Origin of the sequence: Desulfosarcina cetonica JCM 12296, assembly GCF_001311845.1 — a bacterium.
GTDB lineage: Bacteria > Desulfobacterota > Desulfobacteria > Desulfobacterales > Desulfosarcinaceae > Desulfosarcina > Desulfosarcina cetonica.
The window spans coordinates 1-20,421 of sequence record NZ_BBCC01000069.1; the positions used below are offsets into that span (position 1 = coordinate 1).

At 56.6% G+C, this 20,421-nt stretch carries 25 protein-coding genes, 1 tRNA gene, 1 other RNA gene and 2 pseudogenes; 6 read left to right on the plus strand and 23 right to left on the minus strand.

Translation table 11 applies throughout. The features are described 5' to 3' along the window. Positions 1-72: 72 nt before the first annotated feature. The 4 genes from JCM12296_RS16235 to rnpB all read left to right on the plus strand — a co-directional run bounded on the left by JCM12296_RS16235 (position 73) and on the right by rnpB (position 2,580). Positions 73-145 (plus strand) — tRNA-Ile (locus tag JCM12296_RS16235). A 156-nt stretch (positions 146-301) separates the two neighbouring features. Beyond that, the gene (locus tag JCM12296_RS16240; protein ID WP_054695192.1) at positions 302-1,420 is read left to right on the plus strand and encodes a Nif3-like dinuclear metal center hexameric protein; all 1,119 of its coding nucleotides are present in this window, start codon (positions 302-304) and stop codon (positions 1,418-1,420) included. A 50-nt stretch (positions 1,421-1,470) separates the two neighbouring features. Continuing rightward, a complete protein-coding gene (locus tag JCM12296_RS16245; RefSeq protein ID WP_054695195.1) occupies positions 1,471-2,196 on the plus strand; it encodes a zinc ribbon domain-containing protein in 726 nt (241 codons plus the stop codon). A gap of 5 nt (positions 2,197-2,201) precedes the next feature. Next, an RNA gene (rnpB, locus tag JCM12296_RS16420) (RNase P RNA component class A) lies at positions 2,202-2,580 on the plus strand. 113 nt (positions 2,581-2,693) lie between these two features. On the opposite strand, the gene JCM12296_RS49160 is transcribed toward rnpB, so the two are convergent. Continuing rightward, complete coding sequence (locus JCM12296_RS49160) at positions 2,694-2,906, minus strand: hypothetical protein (RefSeq protein WP_306304052.1); 213 nt, start codon at positions 2,904-2,906, stop codon at positions 2,694-2,696. Here JCM12296_RS49160 and JCM12296_RS16250 point away from each other — a divergent pair. Then, entirely contained in the window at positions 2,900-3,946 is a 1,047-nt protein-coding gene (locus JCM12296_RS16250; RefSeq protein WP_306304053.1) for an HPr family phosphocarrier protein, read from the plus strand. The two genes, JCM12296_RS49160 and JCM12296_RS16250, sit on opposite strands and share 7 nt — an antisense overlap. Continuing rightward, entirely contained in the window at positions 3,943-4,641 is a 699-nt protein-coding gene (gene ispD, locus JCM12296_RS16255; RefSeq protein WP_054695199.1) for a 2-C-methyl-D-erythritol 4-phosphate cytidylyltransferase, read from the plus strand. Before JCM12296_RS16250 ends, ispD begins: the two co-directional genes overlap by 4 nt. A gap of 6 nt (positions 4,642-4,647) precedes the next feature. Here ispD and JCM12296_RS16260 read toward each other — a convergent pair. From JCM12296_RS16260 to gspG, 22 genes and pseudogenes are all read right to left on the minus strand, one after another. After that, positions 4,648-5,744: pseudogene (locus JCM12296_RS16260) on the minus strand (gluconeogenesis factor YvcK family protein). Beyond that, the gene (locus JCM12296_RS16270) at positions 5,735-6,919 is read right to left on the minus strand and encodes a DUF2786 domain-containing protein (protein ID WP_054695209.1); all 1,185 of its coding nucleotides are present in this window, start codon (positions 6,917-6,919) and stop codon (positions 5,735-5,737) included. The pseudogene JCM12296_RS16260 and the gene JCM12296_RS16270 overlap by 10 nt, the downstream one beginning before the upstream one ends. Before the next feature lie 30 nt (positions 6,920-6,949). Next, positions 6,950-7,600: a ribulose-phosphate 3-epimerase gene (rpe, locus tag JCM12296_RS16275; protein WP_054695214.1), complete on the minus strand. Its 651-nt coding sequence runs from the start codon at positions 7,598-7,600 to the stop codon at positions 6,950-6,952. A 168-nt stretch (positions 7,601-7,768) separates the two neighbouring features. Beyond that, entirely contained in the window at positions 7,769-8,704 is a 936-nt protein-coding gene (locus JCM12296_RS16280; protein WP_172683929.1) for a tetratricopeptide repeat protein, read from the minus strand. 17 nt (positions 8,705-8,721) lie between these two features. Further along, positions 8,722-9,096, minus strand: a complete 375-nt coding sequence (yidD, locus tag JCM12296_RS16285) for a membrane protein insertion efficiency factor YidD (protein ID WP_172683930.1) — start codon at positions 9,094-9,096, stop codon at positions 8,722-8,724. Positions 9,097-9,122: 26 nt separating this feature from the next. Continuing rightward, a pseudogene (gspE, locus tag JCM12296_RS51445) lies at positions 9,123-10,846 on the minus strand (type II secretion system ATPase GspE). Further along, entirely contained in the window at positions 10,843-12,819 is a 1,977-nt protein-coding gene (gspD, locus tag JCM12296_RS16295; protein WP_054695228.1) for a type II secretion system secretin GspD, read from the minus strand. Before gspD ends, gspE begins: the two are co-directional and overlap by 4 nt. Then, the gene (locus JCM12296_RS16300) at positions 12,816-13,157 is read right to left on the minus strand and encodes a hypothetical protein (RefSeq protein ID WP_157067669.1); all 342 of its coding nucleotides are present in this window, start codon (positions 13,155-13,157) and stop codon (positions 12,816-12,818) included. The genes gspD and JCM12296_RS16300 overlap by 4 nt, the downstream gene beginning before the upstream one ends. 52 nt (positions 13,158-13,209) lie before the next feature. After that, the gene (gene gspC, locus JCM12296_RS16305; RefSeq protein ID WP_054695234.1) at positions 13,210-14,079 is read right to left on the minus strand and encodes a type II secretion system protein GspC; all 870 of its coding nucleotides are present in this window, start codon (positions 14,077-14,079) and stop codon (positions 13,210-13,212) included. A 5-nt stretch (positions 14,080-14,084) separates the two neighbouring features. Next, positions 14,085-14,504, minus strand: coding sequence for a type II secretion system protein GspN (gene gspN / locus JCM12296_RS16310; protein WP_218188129.1), 420 nt, complete (start codon positions 14,502-14,504; stop codon positions 14,085-14,087). Continuing rightward, on the minus strand, positions 14,482-14,958 hold the full coding sequence (gene gspN, locus JCM12296_RS16315) for a type II secretion system protein GspN (protein WP_054695240.1): 477 nt from the start codon (positions 14,956-14,958) through the stop codon (positions 14,482-14,484). Before gspN (JCM12296_RS16315) ends, gspN (JCM12296_RS16310) begins: the two co-directional genes overlap by 23 nt. A gap of 7 nt (positions 14,959-14,965) precedes the next feature. Beyond that, positions 14,966-15,493, minus strand: a complete 528-nt coding sequence (gene gspM, locus JCM12296_RS16320; RefSeq protein WP_054695243.1) for a type II secretion system protein GspM — start codon at positions 15,491-15,493, stop codon at positions 14,966-14,968. A gap of 4 nt (positions 15,494-15,497) precedes the next feature. Beyond that, positions 15,498-16,937: a type II secretion system protein GspL gene (gene gspL / locus JCM12296_RS16325; RefSeq protein ID WP_054695246.1), complete on the minus strand. Its 1,440-nt coding sequence runs from the start codon at positions 16,935-16,937 to the stop codon at positions 15,498-15,500. 64 nt (positions 16,938-17,001) lie between these two features. Then, on the minus strand, positions 17,002-17,415 hold the full coding sequence (locus tag JCM12296_RS47585; protein ID WP_054695249.1) for a type II secretion system protein GspK: 414 nt from the start codon (positions 17,413-17,415) through the stop codon (positions 17,002-17,004). A gap of 41 nt (positions 17,416-17,456) precedes the next feature. Next, positions 17,457-17,675, minus strand: coding sequence for a type II secretion system protein GspK (locus tag JCM12296_RS47590; RefSeq protein ID WP_172683931.1), 219 nt, complete (start codon positions 17,673-17,675; stop codon positions 17,457-17,459). Next, a complete protein-coding gene (locus JCM12296_RS47595; RefSeq protein WP_054695253.1) occupies positions 17,606-17,887 on the minus strand; it encodes a type II secretion system protein GspK in 282 nt (93 codons plus the stop codon). The genes JCM12296_RS47590 and JCM12296_RS47595 overlap by 70 nt, the downstream gene beginning before the upstream one ends. Beyond that, positions 17,884-18,102 carry a hypothetical protein gene (locus JCM12296_RS16340; RefSeq protein ID WP_054695256.1) on the minus strand — a complete coding sequence of 73 codons (219 nt, stop codon included), beginning with the start codon at positions 18,100-18,102 and terminating at the stop codon, positions 17,884-17,886. Before JCM12296_RS16340 ends, JCM12296_RS47595 begins: the two co-directional genes overlap by 4 nt. Continuing rightward, the gene (locus tag JCM12296_RS16345; protein WP_083456207.1) at positions 18,077-18,610 is read right to left on the minus strand and encodes a type II secretion system protein GspJ; all 534 of its coding nucleotides are present in this window, start codon (positions 18,608-18,610) and stop codon (positions 18,077-18,079) included. The genes JCM12296_RS16340 and JCM12296_RS16345 overlap by 26 nt, the downstream gene beginning before the upstream one ends. Next, positions 18,610-18,780 (minus strand): PulJ/GspJ family protein, encoded by a 171-nt coding sequence (locus JCM12296_RS39920; RefSeq protein WP_083456208.1) that lies wholly within the window; start codon positions 18,778-18,780, stop codon positions 18,610-18,612. Before JCM12296_RS39920 ends, JCM12296_RS16345 begins: the two co-directional genes overlap by 1 nt. Further along, entirely contained in the window at positions 18,773-19,237 is a 465-nt protein-coding gene (locus tag JCM12296_RS16350; RefSeq protein WP_054695262.1) for a type IV pilus modification PilV family protein, read from the minus strand. The genes JCM12296_RS39920 and JCM12296_RS16350 overlap by 8 nt, the downstream gene beginning before the upstream one ends. Positions 19,238-19,239: 2 nt before the next feature. Then, on the minus strand, positions 19,240-19,764 hold the full coding sequence (locus JCM12296_RS16355) for a prepilin-type N-terminal cleavage/methylation domain-containing protein (RefSeq protein ID WP_054695265.1): 525 nt from the start codon (positions 19,762-19,764) through the stop codon (positions 19,240-19,242). A 95-nt stretch (positions 19,765-19,859) separates the two neighbouring features. Next, the gene (gene gspG / locus JCM12296_RS16360) at positions 19,860-20,315 is read right to left on the minus strand and encodes a type II secretion system major pseudopilin GspG (RefSeq protein ID WP_054695268.1); all 456 of its coding nucleotides are present in this window, start codon (positions 20,313-20,315) and stop codon (positions 19,860-19,862) included. Positions 20,316-20,421 lie beyond the last annotated feature (106 nt).

Genomic DNA, 20,421 nt, shown 5'->3' on the forward strand with positions numbered 1-20,421 from the left:
TGGTGGCAAGATCTCAATTGCTTGACAAAGCGAGGGGATAGAGGTAGGTAAAAAAATTCTGTGATTTCAAACGGGCCCATAGCTCAGCTGGAAGAGCCACCGGCTCATAACCGGTCGGTCCCTGGTTCGAACCCAGGTGGGCCCACTCAACAATGCCTTGGCGCCTTTCGTCTCCACCCCTGTCATCCGGAGGCTTCGACGGCGGGTCGCGGGGTGACGGAAAATGGCGTGGCGATGTTCGGAGTGGCCGCGCTTTTTTTGTTTTCGATGAAGGAAACGAGGCAGAACGGAATTTGCCACGATGACCGGAACCATCGCACAGTGGATTCGCATTCTCGATCGAATAGCCCCTCCCCGGCTCGCTGAATCCTGGGACAATGTGGGGCTTCAGATCGGCAGCCGGAATTGGCCGGTGAAAAAGATCTGGACCGCTCTGGATCCCCTGCCGGACGTCGTTGAACGTGCCTGCGAAAACGATGTCGATCTTCTGGTTACCCACCACCCGCTGTTTTTTAAACCGGTCCGTCATCTTGATGTGGATTCACCCGTTGGCCGAATCGTGCAGCTGGCCATGACCGGTCAGCTGGCCATCTTCAGCGCCCACACCAACCTGGACAGCGTTTCCGGCGGCATCAACGACATCCTTTGCCGGCGCATCGGCCTGGCGGACTGCCATGCACTGTCCGGTGGGGTTTCCGCCGAGATGCGAAAATTGGTCGTTTTTGTTCCGCACACCCATGTCAAGACGATTCTCGACACCCTCTTCGATCAAGGGGCCGGGAAAATCGCGGACTACACCTGCTGCAGCTTCCGCTGTGACGGCATCGGGACCTTTTTGCCCGGACAGCAGTCCAGGCCCGCTATCGGAAAATCCGGCACGCTCAGCGAAGTGAATGAAAGCCGTATCGAGATCCGCCTGGCGCAAGCCGATGAGGCGCGCGTGGTGGCGGCGCTTAAGGCCGCACACCCTTACGAAACGATGGCTTACGACAGCTATCCCTTGTCCGAACGTGATCCGCACAGCGGTTTGGGCCGGGTCGGGGAACTTCCCGTGGACCAACCCCTGGAACAACTGGCCGCACACCTGAAAGCGAATTTAGGCTTGACGACGGTCAAGGTGGTGGGAACCGCGGGTCAGATGGTTCGGCGGGTGGCGGTGTGCTCCGGAAGCGGCGGGAGCCTGTTGGGTGCCGCTGTCACTGCCGGTGCCCAGGTATATGTCAGTGGGGATCTTGGTTATCATACGGCCCGCGATGCCCAACAGGCGGGGATTGCCCTGATCGATGTGGGCCATTTCGGTTCGGAACGGGTAATTGTCGACGCCCTGGCGGGCACCATCCGGGAGGCGGCCGCCGCCGAGGGTTTGGCGGTTGCCGTGGAGCCGGCCGATATGGAGGTTGATCCATTTTTTTTCCTGTGAGAGGCTTTTCAAGCAACCTCTGATATACAGAAATTCCGGGGAAGACGGACATGACGACCATCGAAGACCAGATTGAAATTCTTGTCACCTGGCAGGCCCTTGAACTTGAGGTGGGCGTGACAGAACGACAGATCGCCGCACGCATGGAAGAGATCACAGTCCTGGATCAGGCCGCCGCCGAACGCGAATCCTTGGTGAGCGCCGAAAAGGAGGCCCTGTCCGCCCTGAAAAAGGCGTATCGTGAACTTGAGGCTGAATCCAAGATCAACCTTGCGATGATCGCCAAGAGCAACGAAAAGTTGCGGTCGGTCAAAACCAACAAAGAGTATCAATCGATTCTCAAAGAGATCGAAGAAACCGAGAAAAAGAACTCCGATATCGAGGATCGCATGCTCGAGCAGCTTGAACTGATCGAATCCCAGGAAGGGGCGATCACCACAAAGGCGGCTCAGTTGACCTCCTTTGTCGGTAACTGCCAGGAAAAAAAGCAGGCGGCCGAGGAAGAGATCCAACAGGCCCGGCAGACGGTCGCCGCACTCAAAGAAAAAGTGGAACAAACCCGGGCCGAAGCCGCGCCCCAAACCATCGCCACACTGGATCGGGTGAGGGAAACCGTGCGTGGCATGGCGGTGGTGCCCGCTCAAGGGGAGACTTGTATGGGGTGCCACATGAACATTCCCGCGCAATTGTTCAACGAATTGCGGCGTTATGACGAGATCCGCTTTTGTCCCCATTGCCGTAGAATCATCTATTGGAAAGAAAAGGAGAACGCGTAGCGGTCGGAGTAGACCAGACGATCGCTGGCTTTGTCGTTGACAAGGCTGGAGGAAAGTCCGAACACCACAGGGCAGGGTGCTCCATAACGTGGAGTCACGGTGACGTGAAGGCAAGTGCAACAGAAAGCAAACCGCCTCGCCTTGGGCGGGGTAAGGGTGAAACGGTGCGGTAAGAGCGCACCAGTTCTCCGGGTGACCGGGGAAGCTGGGTAAACCCCACCCGGTGCAAGACCAAATAGGGGAGTGCTTGAGGGCGGCCCGTCCGAGCTCCCGGGTAGGTCGCTAGAGGTGTCGGGTAACCGGCATCCCAGAGGAATGATCGTCGCCCCCGGTGCCGGGTAACCGTCCGGGGGAACAGAATTCGGCTTACGGGCTGCTCCGACCGCTACCGCTTCAAATCCATCATCGGCTTCTGCGTGCACCCGGCAAGACCTGTGGAGGGCAGCGTGAACGAACCTTATTGTGAGATATCTTTTTCCGAGAAAGTCCGGATCTTTTCACTGGATTACATCAAGTGTTGCATCTACATTTCCAAGCGCAACACACCGGACCATGTCTTTACCAAGAAGCTCTATTCCAAACTGATCAGCACCTCCCAGGTGCTTGAAGATTTTCTTGATTTTCACGGTGCCAAGAACAGCGAGGATTGGTACCTTTACCGGGAAGTCTGTGCCACCGTCAGGCACCTCAGTTTGGGGGCGTATTGCCAAAAACACATTCTCAACAGGTTGATTTTCTACGATATCACGGACGCGAGAACTTTCGCGAACAGGGCGAGAAGACCCTTACCTTTCTCAACGATGCCTTGCGTAAGCTGGCGCCGGTGATCATCGATGAAGCCGCTCGCCTGAACATCGCCATGCCGGCCGATGGCTTTTCGGCCGAGGATTTCCCGGGAATCACCACCGGTGAGATGCTCAAGTATGACATCGACGATGAAGCCAAAGATGTTCAAAAGCGCAACGTTGTCAAGATTGCCAGTGAATTCCTCTCAATTGCCAACAGTTTCGATCCCATGGGGTTTTACGAGCCGTATACGTATGAAGAGATGATTGCCTTGGTGCCGGAAAAGGTCGACGAAGTCAAGGTCCGCCGTTTCGAAATGATGGTGCATAATCTGCAATCGTCCTTCGACACCTATGTGATCCATGGCGGTTTCCGTTTTGGCGACCGCAAGCTTAAATCCCTGAGAAGCTATTTCTCGGTCGTTTTTCATCTCTTGCAGATGATGGGGCGGCTACTGCATTTTTACGAGCGCCATCTGCGCGACGCCGGTTACAAAAACACCTACAAGCGGGTGCAGGAAAATCTGGCCGCTTTGGTGAGTCCGGTGGGTTTGCTTGATCGAACCATCAATTACGGACTGTACTACGCCTGCCACTATCTTCATACCGGGAAGAAGCTGGCCAAAGAAATTCTCAATGAAAACATCGAACGGTCGTCCATCACCGTCGGAATCCCGGTCAAGCTGGGGTTTCACAGTCGACCCAGTCTATTGGTGGCCAAAATTGTCCAGCATTTCGGCGGCCAGGTCGAACTGGTGGTCGGCGAAGACCGCTTTGATGCCAGCAGTGTTCTGGATATCCAGTGGGCCGGTGGGAAAATCCAGAAGGAAAACATCAGCGAGGTGGTTTTTGAAGGCGATACGCGGGCGCTTGACGACATCAAGATCCTGGCCGGCGTCAACTACGGTGAGGATACCATGGGGAAAGGGGTCCCGCTGCCTGTGGAGCTGAGCTATCTCAGATGATCGCAGCGGTTATCGTTGCCGGTGGAAGCGGTCTGCGGATGGGCGCTGACATCCGCAAGCAGTATCTCCGGCTGGAGGAAAAACCCATCCTCGCCCATACGCTGATGGCCTTGGACCGTTGTCCGACACTGGACACGATGGTGCTGGTGGTGCCGATGGCGGACCTGACGTGGTGCCGCAGGCATGTCGTCGATCCGCTGGGCCTGGACCATGAGATTCGCCTGGTGGCCGGCGGTCGGCGACGTCAGGCTTCGGTGGTCAACGGGCTTTCGGCTTTGAAGCAGGGTTCGGGCGTGGTGATGATCCACGATGGTGTGCGGCCCTTCGTTCGTCGAGGTCTGGTGGATGCGCTCCTGGAAGCGGTCAGGACCACCGGTGCCTGTATTCCGGCCATTCCGGCAACCGATACCCTCAAACAGGTGGATACGCAGGGGATGATCCTTCGCACCCTGGATCGTCGTCCGATTCGACTGGCCCAAACCCCCCAGACCTTCTCCCTCGAACTGATCCGCAAGGCCCATCACATGGCTGCCAGGCAGGGGTTCAACGCCACCGATGATGCTTCCGTGGCCGAATTTGCCGGAGCGCGGGTCAGGGTTGTTCCCGGTGACCGGGACAACATTAAAATCACCACCCCTCAGGATTTGATTCTCGCCAAAGCCATTCTGGCGAATTGGCATGATACCGACGGATAGGCCGGCTTACCGAAGATCATCGATGCCCGTTGGATCGGAAGAAAAATCCGTTATGGATCCCCGTATGTTCAGCTCGGCAATGATTTTAAGGATCACGCCGGCCAGCTTGTTTGGGTCGTGACGGATGATGCCACCCGACGTTTCCAGAAGGTCTTCGAGGATCATCTGACATCCGGCTTCGGGAAGGCCGATTTCCACAAAATCGGATTTCTGCTGGCGGTAAAGCGCAAGCAGGTGGTTGTCCGGGCGCTTTGTATTGACGATCGCGGCGGTAATCTTGCACCTGGTGAAGTTTTCCAGGGTGGCGATGAAATCGCAGGCTTGGAAGTGGTTGGTTTCTCCATATTTGGTCATGATGTTGACCACATGGTACAAGGGTGTTTTGACCGTGCGCAGTTTCTCGCACAATCCTGGCACGATGAGGTTGGGAATGATACTGGTGAAGAGGTCGCCGGGTCCCATGATGATCAGGTCCGCGCTATCGATAGCTTCCAGAACGGGCGGGAAAACACGGATGCGGTCACTGTGATGGGGCACCAGGTAGACATCCCGGATTGTTTCACGCTGGTGCCCCCGGGGCATGTCGATGGCGCTTTCGCCAAAGATGCGGCTTCCATCGGTCAACTCGGCAACCAGGGTGGCCCGATCGATGGTCACCGGCAGAATGCTTCCGCGGACGTCCAGAATCTCGGCCAGTGCCTGCACCCCGGCGGGGAAGCTGCCGGTGTAACGGGAAAGCATGGTGAGGAGCATGTTTCCGGCATTGTGTCCCTTAAGTCGCCGATCCTTGCTGAATCGCTTCTGAAAAATCGCCCGAACGGTTTCTTGATAGGGAGACAACGCCAGGATGCATTTCAGAATATCACCCGGAGGAGGGTGCCCAACTCGTCGCGCAGCCTGCCGGTGCTGCCTCCGCTGTCCATCATGGAGACGATGGCGCTGATCCGGATGCCTTCGATTTTGCGCAACCCGGACAAAAGGGCGTATTGCCCGCTACCACCGCCGATAGTGACCACATGGACCGGTCGTTTGCGTTTCTGGGAAGGTTTTTCAGTCACATTGTACCTCGATGGCGTCAACGTGAATCCGTTGGCTAAGGACATTTGGGCGGCGGTAGCCGCAAGTCCCTGTTTTCAGCCGTCTGGGTAATCCCCTTGGCAATGACCAACTTTTTACCGGTTTCGGTGCCGTCGGCCAGTACCCGGGGATCGTGACCCGGCCCCCGGCGCGCAAACGACTGCAGCCGGCCATAGCGCTTGGCCACGTATTGCCGTAGGACCGGATCCGCCATTTTTACCGGCAGATGGTTGGCCTTGTCACCCCCGGTACGCATCTCACTGAGCATCGGTAAAAGGGTGGTCTTGAAGCCCTCGATGATTCCCACGGCAAAGTCGGTTTTGCGGGATCGGTTCAATGTTTTGGTGCCGGTGTAGGCGGCCCAGGCCGTATCGATATACCGGCCGACGGCGTCATGGACGTATTCGGCGATCAGAACGTTTTTCGGCGTGCCGCTGATTTCCAGGACCCGTCCCATGCGACCCTTTTCCAATACCCAGGCCTGAATCCACACACCGTCGACGAAATAAAAATCCTGCAGGAGCAGCGCCAGGTGGTAGGCTTCGCGAAAATGCCGCAGACGCGGTTTCCCCAGAAAAATACTGGCGTAGTGCTGTCTGGCCCCTCGATCAATCATCCTCAGATTGTGGCGGGCAATCAGCACATAGGCTTTTTGCATGGCCGCCTTGGCCTCATTGGGATTACTGCTTTCAGCCAGGGCCATGAGCTTGCTGACCTTGACCACGATACGGTCCTGTTCATCCAACGCCTCCCCCCGTCGCAACCGTTCACTTAGCGGCAGGTAGCTGCCGGAAGCGGCTGGGTTGGCCCGCAGCCATTGGCAAGCCTTGCGGAAGGCTGTCCCATGGTCCGGCTCAGCGGTGGCGCCCAGGCTTTCGTGGGCCACCTGGTGGGCCATTTCGTGCAGCAAGACATCTTTCACATCATCCCATCGATGCCGGTTGACCATCTCCCGGCTCAGGGTGATTTCGCGCTTTTCGGGATGCCAACTGCCCAACCGCTGGCGCATCTCGCGAATACTGAACAGCGGGCAACGAACCGTTTGCCGAAGGTCGGCGGGCAGGAGCCAACAGGCGTTTTCCCATTCCGCGCGCAGGCCCTGTAACACCTGGCGCTCAAAGGCAACCCACAATGAAGAAGTGGCGGCTGGGCCATCAAGGCGATGGCCCCCGCGGTCTGTCGAATCAAGCGGCGCGGTCATGATTTCCCCATGGGCCGGATGGACAGCCGTTTACCAATTGGCCTTGAGGCGGGCAATGGTCTGCTGATAGTCGTCGCTGCCGAAGACGGCGCTGCCGGCCACGAATACATTGACACCGGACTGGGCGATGCGGCCGATCGTATCGGGGTTGACGCCACCGTCAATCTGGATGAGGGTGTTCAAGCCGCGCGCCTGGATCATGGCCTTGAGTTGAACCACCTTGTCGAGGACAGAGGGGATGAATTTCTGACCGCCGAAGCCTGGATTGACGCTCATGACCACGACGAGGTCCAGATCGGCAAGAATCCACTGCAGGGATTCCACGGGGGTCGCCGGGTTGAGGGCCACGCCGGGGCGGGCGCCCGTTTCGCGGATCAGTTGAATCGTGCGGTGCAGATGGGTACAGGCCTCCTGATGGACGGCGATATAATCGGCCCCGGCAGCGGCGAAATCGGCGACATAGCGTTCAGGGGCCTCGATCATCAAATGGACATCGACGGTCAGTTGTGTTGTCCGGCGAACCGCTTCGAGCACCAAGGGCCCCATCGTAATGTTGGGCACAAAGCATCCATCCATGACATCCACATGAATCCAGTCCGCACCGGCGGCCTCCACCGCGCGGATCTCGTCCCCCAGTTTGGAAAAATCCGCCGACAGAATCGACGGCGCAATCGCTTTCATTTGAACTCTCCTTCTTTCCGATGGCCATTTTTACTTGTTGTCAAACAATTGGATAATGCCCGTGGGGGTATCATTTTTGGCGCCAAAAGCCAGATCTCTTGCCCAGGGGATAAAAAATCGTCGTTGTCCGCCGTTGGGCCACGATGGCGCGGGGCATTGCGGTTTGAGCTAGAAATCGATGCTCAGGCTAAGCTGCACGCCACCATGGGTGGGCGCCAGGGAGAGGATCGGGTGGCGATATGAATAGAGGCCTTCACGAAATTCGAGCGACCGGTCCCGGTTGAATTTGTGGGCATCATTGATGGCGCCATAGATATTACCGGCGTAGAAGCCGAACCCCACAAAGCTGATCACGCCGCCCAGGGCCGGCTGGTCATTGTCGAAGGCTTCCCAGGCCGCCCAGATGAGCCCGGTGTTGAGCAGAAAGGCAATCGCGGCATCCTCGACCCTGCCGCAGTAAAGCTGCCCCCCACCGGGAACGATGGACATCAGTCCGGCGGTGGTGGGGTCCTTGCGGGGGATGGTTTCGCGTTGTTCGAGGCGGGCCATCAAATCGGAAATATGAAGCCGCTGCCGGCCATCCGGGGAGATCTGGTTGAAGCGTGTCTCGGCCTGGCGCCAGCGGCCTTGATCCACATGCAGCCAGCCCAGTTCGTAGTTTGCCCGGTCGGCGACTTCCGGCTTGGGCTTGAGTGCCAAAAGGTTATGCAGGTCGATGATGGCTTGCTCCGGCATTCCCTGGCGGGCATGGCAGCGACTCAGCAGGAAAAAGCTTTCATCCTGCAGCGCGGTTCCGCTGTAGTGGGCGGTCGCCTCCGTGAAAGTCTTGGCCGCTGCGGCATATCGGCCGGCAGCGAAGTCCGCCAGGCCGATTTTGTGCCGGGCGTCTGCCGTTCGGGGATCGTCGGGAAAGAAATGGATGAAACGGTTGAATTCAGCGATCGCCTCGTCAAAGGCGCCGTCATCGAAACGGGACTGAGCATAACCGTACTGGGTGTCCGCATCAATGGTCAATACGGCCGCGGCGCAGGTGTCGACCGGTGTTTCTATCCAACACAGCAGGGCCGTGAGGACCAGGAGACAGAATGTAAATCGAATTCTCATTTCCTCTCCCATCGGGTTCATCGCCACCAGAAATCGTTGTCGGTCACCGGATCTTGCCAGCGCGGACCGTCATGCGTCATGGTCGGTGCAGAAAGGGACAGCTCATCACGACCGCAGCGCATCAGCCGGTCGCAGGCCATGATATAGCCGATCAACGCGCCATGACGGCGAATGGCGTCCAGCGCATAGTTGGAACATGAGGGGGTCATGGGGCAGCGATGGCCATCCGCGCGGGAAAGAAAGCGTTGAAAGAAGATCACCGGCGCCGCAGCCAGCGGGGAGCCATCAATCCTGTTGGGATCGGTCGGTCGTGGAGAACCGACCGATGCGCAGCCCATCAACAGGCTGACGAGCACGAGGATAAAAATGCGCTTCATCGTAGTCCGGATCATGGTCAGGGGCATTGCCTGGCAATGCCCTATTGCTGGGTGACCCGCAGGACTTCCTCAATGGTTGTCGTGCCCGCCAGAACCTTTTCGATTCCGCTTTGACGCAGGGTCTTCATGTGCCGCTGAAGAGCGGCCTGTTTGATCTGGGTGGCATCATAGGTCTTGAGAATCAAACTTTTCAGGTCTTCGTTGAGATGCATGATCTCGAATATACCGACACGGCCCCGGTAGCCGGTATGAAAGCATTTCTCACAGCCCTTGGCCTGGTAAATCGTATGGTTTTCAAGCTGATCCCGCGTGATGCCGATTCCTTCCAGGATCACCCCGGGGGTATAAGCCTCCTTGCAATGGTCGCAAAGCACGCGCACCAGACGCTGGGCAATCACGGCAACCACGGACGAGGAGATCAGAAAAGGTTCCACCCCGATATCCACCAAACGGGTGATGGCACTGGCCGAATCATTGGTATGCAGGGTCGAGAAGACCAGATGTCCGGTCAGGGCGGACTGGACGGCAATTGTGGCGGTTTCCTGGTCGCGGATTTCGCCGATGAGAATGACATCCGGGTCCTGGCGGACAATGGCGCGCAGACCACGGGCAAAGGTGAGGTCGATTTTCGGATTTACCTGGATCTGGCTGATACCCTTGAGTTGGTACTCCACCGGATCCTCGATGGTGATGATGTTGATGTCTGGCTTGTTGATGGCGGCCAGAACCGAATAAAGGGTCGTGGTCTTACCGCTTCCCGTGGGGCCGGTCACCAGAATGATGCCGTTGGGCAATTGGGCCAGGTGGTTGAGCAGTTCGAGGCCATCGGGTGGCAGACCGACTTCCCGGAGGTTCAGCGCCTCTTCGGATTTGTTGAGCAGGCGCATGACGACCCGTTCGCCAAAGGTGGTCGGCAGGGTGGAAACGCGCACGTCCACATTCTGGGTGCCGAGTTTGACCTCGATGCGGCCATCCTGGGGCAGGCGTTTCTCGGCGATGTTGAGTTTGGCCATGACCTTGATGCGGGAGATCAGAGCCGCCTGAATCCATTTGGGGGGGTGAGCAGATCGTAGAGGATGCCATCCACCCGGTAGCGCACCTTGAAGCTGTCCTGATAGGGCTCGATGTGAATATCGCTGGCACGCGCCTTGACGGACTGGGAAATGATATGGTTGACCAGTTTGATGATGGGGGCGTCGCTGGTGTCCTCGAGCAGGTCGGCGGTGTCCGCGATTTCACTGATAATGGTGCTGCCATCCTCTTCCATGTTCTGCACCAGTTGTTCGGCCGTTCCCTGGCTCATATCGAAAAGCAGATTGATGGCACCAAAAATAGCACTCTTCGTAGAAATCACCAGGTTGTAAGCGGTGAAGCCGATCATGCGCGCCAAGTCGTCCAGGGGCTGGAAGGCTGCCGGGTCGTTCACGGCAATGATGTTGACCATCTCTTCGGGCAACACGCTGCCGGCACCGGTGGGCGCATTTTTCAGCACCAGGGGAACCATGACATGGCGTTTCAGGAAACCAATGGACGCGCTACGCGTACGGTCCTCGCCGAAATTCTCCAAGGGCAACTCTGGCCAGAAGGGGATGTCGTACTGCTCACTCAAGGCATCCAGCAATTGGGTCTCGGTGATGATCTTGCGACGCATGAGAACATCCGGCAAAGGTTCCCCTTTTTCATCGCGAATGCGCAATGCGTCGGCCCAGTCCGTTTCCGAGACGCCAAACTTGCTTTTCAGTATTTCTTCTAATGAATTTTTCATGGATGGCTTTTTACGATATACGTGTCAGACATGCCTGCCGCCACCAGTGCATCCCGGGCGGCTTGGGCCGTGTCATGATCCGTGAACCCGCCCACCTGGACCCGATACCAGACCTTGCCGGCCAGCTCGACCGGCGTTATGAATGCCGCATACCCCATCTTTTTCAATGATTGCATGGATTCCATCGCTGCCTGTTCATCTTCAAAAGATTGAACCTGCAGCAGATAATCGCCGGTCGCCGGGAGGCTTGCATCGGCTTGGGGCATCCCTGGTTGCGGGGGCGGCGAATGCGTCACACCGCCGGGCAGCGTGACCACCGGTGCTTCCCCATCAGCGCCACCGCCGCCCTGATAGAGTTTGATATTCAACTCGCGCATATCATCGATCTTGGATTTCTTGGATCCAGAGATGGCCCCTGCCTCACTGGGATTCTCGATCACCTTGGGGGTGATGAAGATAAACAGGTTGGTCTTTTCATTTGACTTGGCGCGGGTCTTGAATAACCAACCCAGGCCAGGCACGTCCCCCAGGCAGGGGACCTTGTATTCGGTTTGGGAAAAGGTGTCGTCGATCAGACCGCCGATGACCACGGTACTGGTGTCCTTGACCATCACGGTCGTTTCCACGGTGCGTTTCAGGGTCGTTGGCCGATATTCGGTGCTGCTTTCCAGAGAGGACACCTCCAGGGAGAGGTTCAAGCGGACCATGCGATCCTTGTTGATCTGCGGGGTGATTTTGAGGGTTTTGCCCACATCGCGATATTCATAGGAGTTATAGGTATCGTTGTTCGTGGTGGACGTGGTGGTCTGGTAAGGGATATTCTTGCCCACCGTAATGGTGGCTTCCTGGTTGTCGGTGGTGAGCAATTGCGGCGTGGAGAGAATATTGACGTCCTTGTCCTTTTTGTAGGCCTGGACGATGGCGGCGATACTGGGAAAGGTAACACCGCCGATTTCGACCGACTCACCGAAAAGTCCTAGGGAGAAGCCGGAGGCCAGTGCCGCGCTGACGGTGCCATCGGAAATACTCAAGGCCGAGCTGTCCGAATCTTTGGTGAATCCGCTGGCAACGACTCCCTCGCGTCCCTGATTCAGGGAAACGTCATCGCCGACCACCCACTCGGTACCCAAATTGAAACTCTTTTCGGCATTCACCTCCATGATCAGCGCTTCGATGTAAACCATCCGCCGGGGAATATCGATCTGGCGGATAATCTCGACGAGCGTGTCGTAGTCGCTCCGGCTGGCCGTGATAATCAGGCTGTTGGTGGCCTTGTCGGCCGTGATGTTTACATTCTGCGAGATTAGCGGTGCTGCCTTGGCTCCGCCGCCACCCGCCGTGGTGGTCTTTTTCGTTTCTTCGGTGGGCAGATCTTTTAAAACGGCAACGACCTCTTCGGCCACGGCGTATTCCAGATAGTAGACGTGGATCTTTTCCTTGCCTTTGGGTGTTTCCTGATCCAGTGAATCGATCAGGCTGCGAATTCGATTCGTGTCATCCTCACTGGCGATGGTGATGATGGTGTTGGTGCGCTCATCGGCAACGAATGCGGCATCGCGGTCGCTTGCGGCACTACCCTTTTTGGGCTGGGCCTTGGCGCTGGTCTTGAACACCGTCTCAAGCAGGGTCACCAGTTTGGTGGCGTCGGCGTTGCGAATCGGGAAAATGGTAATTTCACGGCCCACCCCCGGGATATCGATGGTTTTCAGGATTCTCATCAAGCGTGCGATGTTTGCATAGTTATCGGTCACGATCAGGGTATTGGTCGGCGTGTAGGATAGAATCACGCTGCTTTTGGAAACCATGGGCGTAAAGAGCCGCTTGACTTGGTCCGGGTCGGCGTATCGGAGGGGGATCAGTTGGGTGACCATTTGATCACTGGATGCGTCCCCCTGGGCGTGAAAGCGGGTTTCGATGTTCTTGGTACGGGCGTCCGGGGCGGGAATGATTTTGATCAGCTCGCCGGTTTTCACGGTGGCGAAGCGTTTACCTCGAGCACCGATTCAAACACTTTGAAGGCTTCGTCAACGGAAATTTTTGAAGGTGAGATGATGGTGACCTTGCCCTTGACCCGCGGATCGATGACGAAATTCTTGCCGGTCAGCTCGCTGATGAACTTGATGAAGACGCTGATGTCCACGTTGTTGAAATCAATGGAGACGAATCGCTGGCCACCGCTTGGCGACGGCGAAGCATCGTTGGCGGATTCCTGGGCGCAGAGGCTGGCGGCAAGCAGAAAAAGCGTCAACCCGGTGGCAAGCACGATGAACATACGTCGTAAAAGGGGATTTATCCTGTGACAAAGGGTCATGTTGTTTTCCTGTTTCCACCGGCAATAAGGCCCCCGAAAGGCAGCCGGCCGGCTATCTGATGCGGTACTCAATGCTTTTTTCCTGGCCCCTGCGTTTCAATTGCAGTGAGAGGGTGGATGCGGACTTGAGATTCTCAACCAAACGCAACGCATCATCCACGGCCGAGATCTCACTGCCATCCACGCCGGTAATAATATCTCCGTTTCTCAGTCCCATGCGGCGAAAAATGGAGTTCGGTTTAATCTTGGATAAGGCCAGTCCGGCAGGCAATCCATTCTCCATGTGAGGCTGGATCTGAACCTGACGCATCAGCGCGGCCATATCGGTGAGTGATTGATCGATATACGACCGCCGGATGGAAATCCGTTGCGTTCTCACGCCGGCGGCAGGCGGACGCGCACCGCCGGTCCGGATCGGCAGCCTGGCAGACGCTGCAGGGGACCCCGTCTTCAGATCTTGCATCTGAAGCATTTCATCCTTGCCGTTGACGGTGAGAACGACCTTCTCGCGCAAAATTTCCTTGACCGTGGCCGTCTGTATCGCATCGCCGACCCGGTAAAGATTCTGCTCATGTGTTTTCGCATCCTCGATTACCGCATAGTCGCCCTCGGAATCGCCAAAGACCGTTCCCCAGAGTTTAAGTTCCAGGCGGGTTTCTTCAAGCGAATTCACGTCGACGGCAGCCGTCTGGGGTTCGGTTCCTTCACGGGTATCGAACAGATTCCGGTCCAGGACCGCTTTGTATGCCGACAGCGGTTTGACGGCCGCCTCGGCATCCCCTGTGGGGATGGGCGTGCTGGTCGATGGGGGGAACACCTGTAGATCACCGGAAATGCCGCCGTAGATGCCATTGACGAGAAAATAGCTCGACAGGGTGATGCAGACCAGGTTGATAACGATGAATATCGCTTTGGGTATCATTTTGCCTATCTCATGGATAGATCGGGGTTGTCGATGGTGCCGCGAACCCGAAAATTCAATCCTCGCGTACCCAGCGTCCGGACATTTTCCAACACCGCTGGTAGCGATTCCTGCAACCGGGCGATCAGGTCGGGCCGCGGTTTGACATTGCCGCTCAGGTTCAGGCGGCTGTCCTGCATGGGCTGGCGGATATCGATCACCCCGGTGATCCTGCCTTCAACCATGGGACCGTCGAAGGTGAGGGCGGTCAGGCGAATGTTTCCACCACTCATGGTGAACTCGGCGTCCGTTTTCTCCATGACCAAGTCGTTAAGGCTGAAAAACGGTTCCTTGAGTTGGATCTTGAGCCCTGCAACGGAAAGGCGGCCGTTGACCCCACCCGACGACGGATTGGGGCTCACATCATTGGCAATATGCCCTCGCAAGAGACCCGTCAGGTAAAACGTTCATTTTTTTAAAGGCATCGATTCTTTCCAACCGAATCTGGTCCAGGTCTACGGTGAACCGCAAACGTCCCGATGGGTTGTCATTGCTGGTGGCCGCCGTGCCGTTAAGCGTGCCATCGGCCAGGGATGCCGTGAACCTTACTTTTTTGTTCGCATCCAGCAGACTCCTCAGATGGGGATAGATGCACGCCGTGGCAATTTGGGTCAGCCGTTGACCGTCGTACGAAAGGCCCACGGCGGTCATTTTAACACCCGGTGGAAGAAGGGTCGGCCGGGTGGAATCGGCCGTCACCTGAAGTCCCGGAGCCATGACCGCCAGGCGCTGTTCCACGTAAGTATTAAGCGCCGCGTCGGGAAAGAGCAGATAGCCAAAAAACGCAGTTGCCGCCAACGCAAATACCAGATAGGCGACGATAGCTTTGGTGGAAATCATTGCAGCGTTACATCTCCAATGTCTCGACCTGAAGCACCGTGTTGATCAGATCTGTTTTCTGCTCCCCTTTTGAGATCGAGAGCCGTTTGATGGACAGCATGTCACGAGATGTCTCAATGCCATGCAGGTAGGCAAGAAGCTGGGCCATGGTAATATCCTGCAGTTTCATTTCTACCGTGGAAAGCCGGTAATTACTCGACTTCATGGGCACGGAGGTCGGCTTCATATAGGCGATTTGGCTTTTCACCCCGGTTCGTCGGGCAAGGGATTCCAGAAAAGAAAAAAGCGTAAATCCGCGCCGACGCGATTTCAAATGGTCTTGCATCTGCTTGGATTTGTCGGCGGTCTGACGGTATTGGGCCTGAAGAAGGCTGATTTCGGCAAGTTCTTTTTCGCGGGTCAGGATCGTCTGCTCCAAACGCGTATTTTTATCCAAAAGCGGAAAGACGACAAACTGCAGGAATACAAACAGCACGATGACGCTGCCGGCGGCGGCCACGCTGATCTTTTCGCGTTTGTTGAGTTTCACGGCCATGGCGTCAGAAGTCCAGTTTGAGTTTGAAGCGTACCCGTTGTCCCGACTTTTCAAGATCGGCGGAACTGATCGTGACGTTTTTGAAAATGTCGGCTTTTTCCAGGTGGCCTTTAATATCATTGACGGTATTGAACGTATCGGTGGTTGCGGACAATACGACATTGTCCGCACCCAATACCAGACGGCTGATATCGACATTGATCGTTTTGGGAATTTGCTGGCTCAGCGCGTTGAGGATATCGATCACCCGTACGCGACTTCCAGGAAGATCGGGACCGGCACCGGCGTCGCTGGCCTCTCGGATCTTTACCTGCATCTGTTGCAGCGGGTTGACCACCCGGGTGACGTCGGGAAAAGTCTGTTTGAAGACCGTTTCGATCCGATGGTCCAGTTCGGCCACGCGTTTTTCCCGGTCGGCGGCGGTAACCATTTGGCCTGCCAAGGCCGTGATCAGGGTGATCAACACCAAAACCGCACTAAAAATGATCTGTCCCCGATATTCGCTCCAATAGTGCTGGACCGATGACCGCTCGGTGGAGAAGTTGACGCCGCCAAGCCCCTCGGTTTCATTGAGGGCCAGGGCCAAAGCGGTATCCAGACGGCCGGTCTGCCAGTCGGCAGCATCGAAGTCACCTTTCAGGCGGTGAAACGTGCGCAAATCGGCGGTCGTGCGCACCGGGAGGCCTAACAGCCCGGACGGACTGTCCGAAGCGGGGATCAAGGATGCTTCAGGCCCTCCGGAAAATACCGTTTTGGGATTAAAGTCAATTCCCAGACTATCCCGAGCGGCAATGTAGGTCCGTTCCAGGGCCGTCTCCAGGTGGCGGACAAGGGGATTCCCTCCTGTCGCCACAGGCAGGCTGCGTACCATCCGCACATGGCCCTCACAAATGGCATAGGCGGCATGGTGGCCATCACCCGTGTCGATATAGACAAAGTCCTCTTTTTCAGGCGCCGTCAGCATCATGCACCGGGCCGCCACATAAGCACCGGGGACAACGGTCAGCGGGCGCAAGCCGACGTCGTTAAGCAGAGTCAGATACTCCGCGATACGGCGTTTGGGCATCGTGAAGGCCAGCAGGTCGTATTGACCTTCACGTTTGACCGCTTCAAAATCGAAAGATAGTTCGTCCACTGGAAGGGGCAGGCTGGGTTCCAGTTCGAAGGGTAGAACCTGACGAATTTTTTTCAGATCACTGAATGGGAGCGAGAGATTCCTGAAGGATAGCGCATCGGTTGGAATCCCCAGAACGCAAGCGGCACCGGCTGGATGGATGGCATCGACAAGGGTTTCCAGGGCTTCCCGAAGACCGTCATCGGTCCCGTCGGCAGGGATGGGAACAAATGCCTGTGCCTCTATAACGCTGCCCTTGAAACTACTATCCAGCAACACGGCGGCAACGGCGGCGGCGCGTATTTCCAATCCGAGGACCTTACGGCTCATGAGTGATCTTCCGTCCCGAAGTTGACTGCCATTTTAGCCTGTTTGTAAACTATTTTGATATACATCATTCTACTTGCCAATTCAAGGTTTTACACTCCCACTGCCCTGTCCCTTGCGCTTTTTGGCGTTGAACGACGACATTCAGCGTGTAGCTTTTTTGATGGCGTTTGGCCGTTGCAATGATGCGAAAAAAGTCTGACGACACGGTGATCAGGTTGGCATCGATACTGATACCGCCGGCACCGGGCACATTTTTATACCAGCCGGCCTGGGCAATGTCGTTCACAAATGTCTCGTCGGCCTTGGCGACCCGGTAATCGGCCAGCGCTTGGGCCAGATCCGCGTTCTCCATCGGCAAGAGCGCGGCCAGGACGTCTATACCGGCCGTGGAAATGTTGATTTTTCCATCAAAGGTGAACCGGCTATTCCCAGAAGCGGTAGCGCCGTAAACTGTCAAAAGGGAGGAAAGCCCCGCCACACCGCCAGCGCCATCATAGAGCTGAGGCGTAACCCCTTGGATCAGGCGACTTCGCCAAGGTTGTCCATCGGGCCGTTCTTGCAACTGTAGGGCGGTTCCAATCCCTCGTAATAGTCGGATTCAGCGCCGCTGAGACCGGTAATAGCATCATCATCGCCACTGTCGAGCCAATCCTTGAGCGAATTGATGATCATATTGGGGTCACTGTCCGGCTGGGCCTCAAAAAGGGAGAAAACGTGTTCCAGCAGTCGCTCCCACAAGGTTCGCTGAGTGGCGACGAACTGTCTGCCTCGGGGAATTTGACCAGGGCGTTGACTTGGATCTTGCCGCGTTCATCGACGATGCGCACGTCGAGATTCCCATCTTCAAATGGCATCAAGGCCATCATTTCAGCCACTTTTTCAGGATTGGCCCAGTCCTCTTGCAAGGTGTCGGTATCGTTTGCCTTGCGATCGTTGATCAGCATGATCATGGCGGCATGGGCACCGGAAACAGCCATTTGCGAAAGCACAAGCTCATCCCGGATCCGGACGCATCGGTGACCGAGCTGCGGATACGCTGGTTCAGCGCCAGACCTGCGGTGAGTAGAACCGCCACCACGCCGATGGCCACCAGAATGGCGACACCGTGCTGGTTGCCGATCCGCCTTTCCGGAGCGTGTTTATTCTTTGGCTTTGCGATAAACATGCAGCGGTATCCGTGTCGTGAAGAGGATGGGACGGGATGATGTGCCGACTTTCAGCCGAACCTCGACGGACCTTGGTGTGGCATAGGCATTGTCGGCGGATTCCGAATCCCATTGCTCTTGGGTTTCTCCTTCATCGTCCACATAGACCAGCTTGAGATCCAGAAGGTGATCGCACAAAATGGGATCATCTTCGCTTTCCTCGAACTCGGGAAAGGGGTAAAGGTCATCGGCACGGCGCAAAACCAGTGAATCGTCGGGCAGTTGATCCGCATAGTAGATAATCCTGGCGATCCCCTGACGCGGATCGCGGTTCAAGACGAGATGCGCCAGCGACGTGAATTGCAGCCGGGAGAAGTGGATCCCCGCCAGGTCGGTGGCATCGCCCACGATTCGGTACGGGTCCGGCGGATCGTCGAATTCCGGCACGCGGTAAAGGGGGTAGTCGGCGATGTAAGCACTCTCCATATCCGTCGCCATGCGGGCCAGGCATGTCCGGGCCGAAGCCATCAGGGCAACATCCCCCCCACCGCGTCGGTACTGGAAAAAACGGCGCGGAAGGAACCGAAGACCGTTGTGATCACCACGGCGAAGATAAAAATAGCCACGACGATTTCGAGCAGGGTGAAGCCGCCAGTGAATATCCCTGCCCGCAACCGTGGCCAGCGCCATTTATTCATAAAGGTGCCTGTATGTGATCAGGGTGAACACCGCATCCTCGTCCCCGTAGGCAATGGTGATGGCAATTCGTTTGAGAACCGGTCCGTCTTCCTTGAGCAGATCGGAAACAGCGTTTTCGCTTTCGATCCGCCAGGTGTAACCGGGATAGTCATCACCAAAATCTCCCTCCGTATCGATCAAGTCGTCCGGAGTCCCGGTGTCGATTTCGGCCAGTTTTTGGCGCGCCAGAAGGGTTGCCACGGTATCGAACCGGCTACGCTGGTCCATGAACAGGGTCTGACCGTGCATGCGGTAGATTGCCATCAGAGAAATGGCCACCACCGCCAACGCCACCATCACCTCCATCAGGGTAAATCCGTGGGCTTGGGGCTTCACCGCTTTGTTGGTGTCGCATGCAAGGTTTCGTGTCCCCCTTGGAAACGGAACGCTGAATCGTGACTTCCCATCCATGCGCATGGTTACCACGCCTCGTTTCCCCGCACCAAATGGACACGGGGAAGAAACGGCTCAATAAAAAAGGTCAATTTTTCACCATTGCCGGCCCGCATGCGGATGACCGCCTTGTCCGAATAGCCTTGGGGGTAAAAGGAAATCGGAATGGTTCCGCTTGAAACGTGATGGGTACTGGAAAAGGCGACCTGATCAATGGTCATTCCGCGGGGCAGGCGATAGGCCTGCTCCGGGACCGTGGTGTTTTCCGTCTCGGGCAGATCGTCAGCACTGACCCACAATTGACGGGTGTCGGGTGAGACGTTGAGGCGATAAATTTTTTGGTCGAGCACCGCTTTTTCTTTCAGATGCTGGACGTTGGCGATTACCCAACGGGCGGTTTCATCGCTGCCATCGGTGAGCAATCCCGACTCCAGGCGTGGAATGGCCACAATCAACATGATGCTGATCAGGGCCGTGACCACCACCATTTCAACTAAGGTAAATGCGCGGTTGTCCAATGAAACAAGCGTTTGCCGAAAACGCGTTGGCATCGGGTTGCCTGATTTTTTCGGTTGGATCGTCGAGGTCATGGCTGGTCTTAATCAGACGAGGCCCTTATAATGATGGATCATCGCGTGAAGGCTGGCTATTCGCTATCCCAACTGTTGATGTCGGCATTGTTATCCTCGCCGCCAGCGGCACCATCGGCGCCGTACGAGATGATATCAAAGTCGTCATGGGTGCCCGGACTCAAATAGACAAAATCATTGCTCCAAGGATCGCTGGGGACCTTGCCTTTCTCCAGATAACCGCCTTTACGCCAGTTTTTGGGAACGTTACCGGAGGAGGGCGACTCGACCAGTGCCTGCAATCCCTGCTCGGTGGTGGGGTATGCGCCGTTGTCCAGCTTGTAGAGTTTGAGCGCCGTGCTGATGCTTTCGATCTGCATGCGTGCCTTTACCCGTTTGGCCTGCTCGGGACGGCTCATGATGCGCGGAACGATCAGGCCGGCAAGGATGCCGAGAATGACAATGACCACCATCAATTCGATCAGGGTGAACCCGCGGCGATTGTTCACGTTGCACAGGATTGAACGTTTCATCTTCCCTCCATCGGTGCCAGGCAGCCCGTGTCTGCCGGGTGTCGCAATAAATTTCAAGGTGTTATGGAATCAATACTATCCCAATGCATCGGAACAATCAAGACGG

What these genes read in the sequence shown, in the direction of transcription:
- JCM12296_RS16240 (WP_054695192.1), top strand. Translation starts at nt 302, where the DNA reads ATGACCGGAACCATCGCACAGTGGATTCGCATTCTCGATCGAATAGCC.
- JCM12296_RS16245 (WP_054695195.1), top strand. Translation starts at nt 1,471, where the DNA reads ATGACGACCATCGAAGACCAGATTGAAATTCTTGTCACCTGGCAGGCC.
- ispD (WP_054695199.1), top strand. Translation starts at nt 3,943, where the DNA reads ATGATCGCAGCGGTTATCGTTGCCGGTGGAAGCGGTCTGCGGATGGGC.
- JCM12296_RS16270 (WP_054695209.1), bottom strand. Translation starts at nt 6,919, where the DNA reads ATGACCGCGCCGCTTGATTCGACAGACCGCGGGGGCCATCGCCTTGAT.
- rpe (WP_054695214.1), bottom strand. Translation starts at nt 7,600, where the DNA reads ATGAAAGCGATTGCGCCGTCGATTCTGTCGGCGGATTTTTCCAAACTG.
- JCM12296_RS16280 (WP_172683929.1), bottom strand. Translation starts at nt 8,704, where the DNA reads ATGAGAATTCGATTTACATTCTGTCTCCTGGTCCTCACGGCCCTGCTG.
- yidD (WP_172683930.1), bottom strand. Translation starts at nt 9,096, where the DNA reads ATGATCCGGACTACGATGAAGCGCATTTTTATCCTCGTGCTCGTCAGC.
- JCM12296_RS16300 (WP_157067669.1), bottom strand. Translation starts at nt 13,157, where the DNA reads ATGACCCTTTGTCACAGGATAAATCCCCTTTTACGACGTATGTTCATC.
- gspC (WP_054695234.1), bottom strand. Translation starts at nt 14,079, where the DNA reads ATGATACCCAAAGCGATATTCATCGTTATCAACCTGGTCTGCATCACC.
- gspN (WP_054695240.1), bottom strand. Translation starts at nt 14,958, where the DNA reads ATGATTTCCACCAAAGCTATCGTCGCCTATCTGGTATTTGCGTTGGCG.
- gspM (WP_054695243.1), bottom strand. Translation starts at nt 15,493, where the DNA reads ATGGCCGTGAAACTCAACAAACGCGAAAAGATCAGCGTGGCCGCCGCC.
- gspL (WP_054695246.1), bottom strand. Translation starts at nt 16,937, where the DNA reads ATGAGCCGTAAGGTCCTCGGATTGGAAATACGCGCCGCCGCCGTTGCC.
- JCM12296_RS47595 (WP_054695253.1), bottom strand. Translation starts at nt 17,887, where the DNA reads ATGATCATGCTGATCAACGATCGCAAGGCAAACGATACCGACACCTTG.
- JCM12296_RS16340 (WP_054695256.1), bottom strand. Translation starts at nt 18,102, where the DNA reads ATGTTTATCGCAAAGCCAAAGAATAAACACGCTCCGGAAAGGCGGATC.
- JCM12296_RS16345 (WP_083456207.1), bottom strand. Translation starts at nt 18,610, where the DNA reads ATGGCTTCGGCCCGGACATGCCTGGCCCGCATGGCGACGGATATGGAG.
- JCM12296_RS39920 (WP_083456208.1), bottom strand. Translation starts at nt 18,780, where the DNA reads ATGAATAAATGGCGCTGGCCACGGTTGCGGGCAGGGATATTCACTGGC.
- JCM12296_RS16350 (WP_054695262.1), bottom strand. Translation starts at nt 19,237, where the DNA reads ATGCGCATGGATGGGAAGTCACGATTCAGCGTTCCGTTTCCAAGGGGG.
- JCM12296_RS16355 (WP_054695265.1), bottom strand. Translation starts at nt 19,764, where the DNA reads ATGCCAACGCGTTTTCGGCAAACGCTTGTTTCATTGGACAACCGCGCA.
- gspG (WP_054695268.1), bottom strand. Translation starts at nt 20,315, where the DNA reads ATGAAACGTTCAATCCTGTGCAACGTGAACAATCGCCGCGGGTTCACC.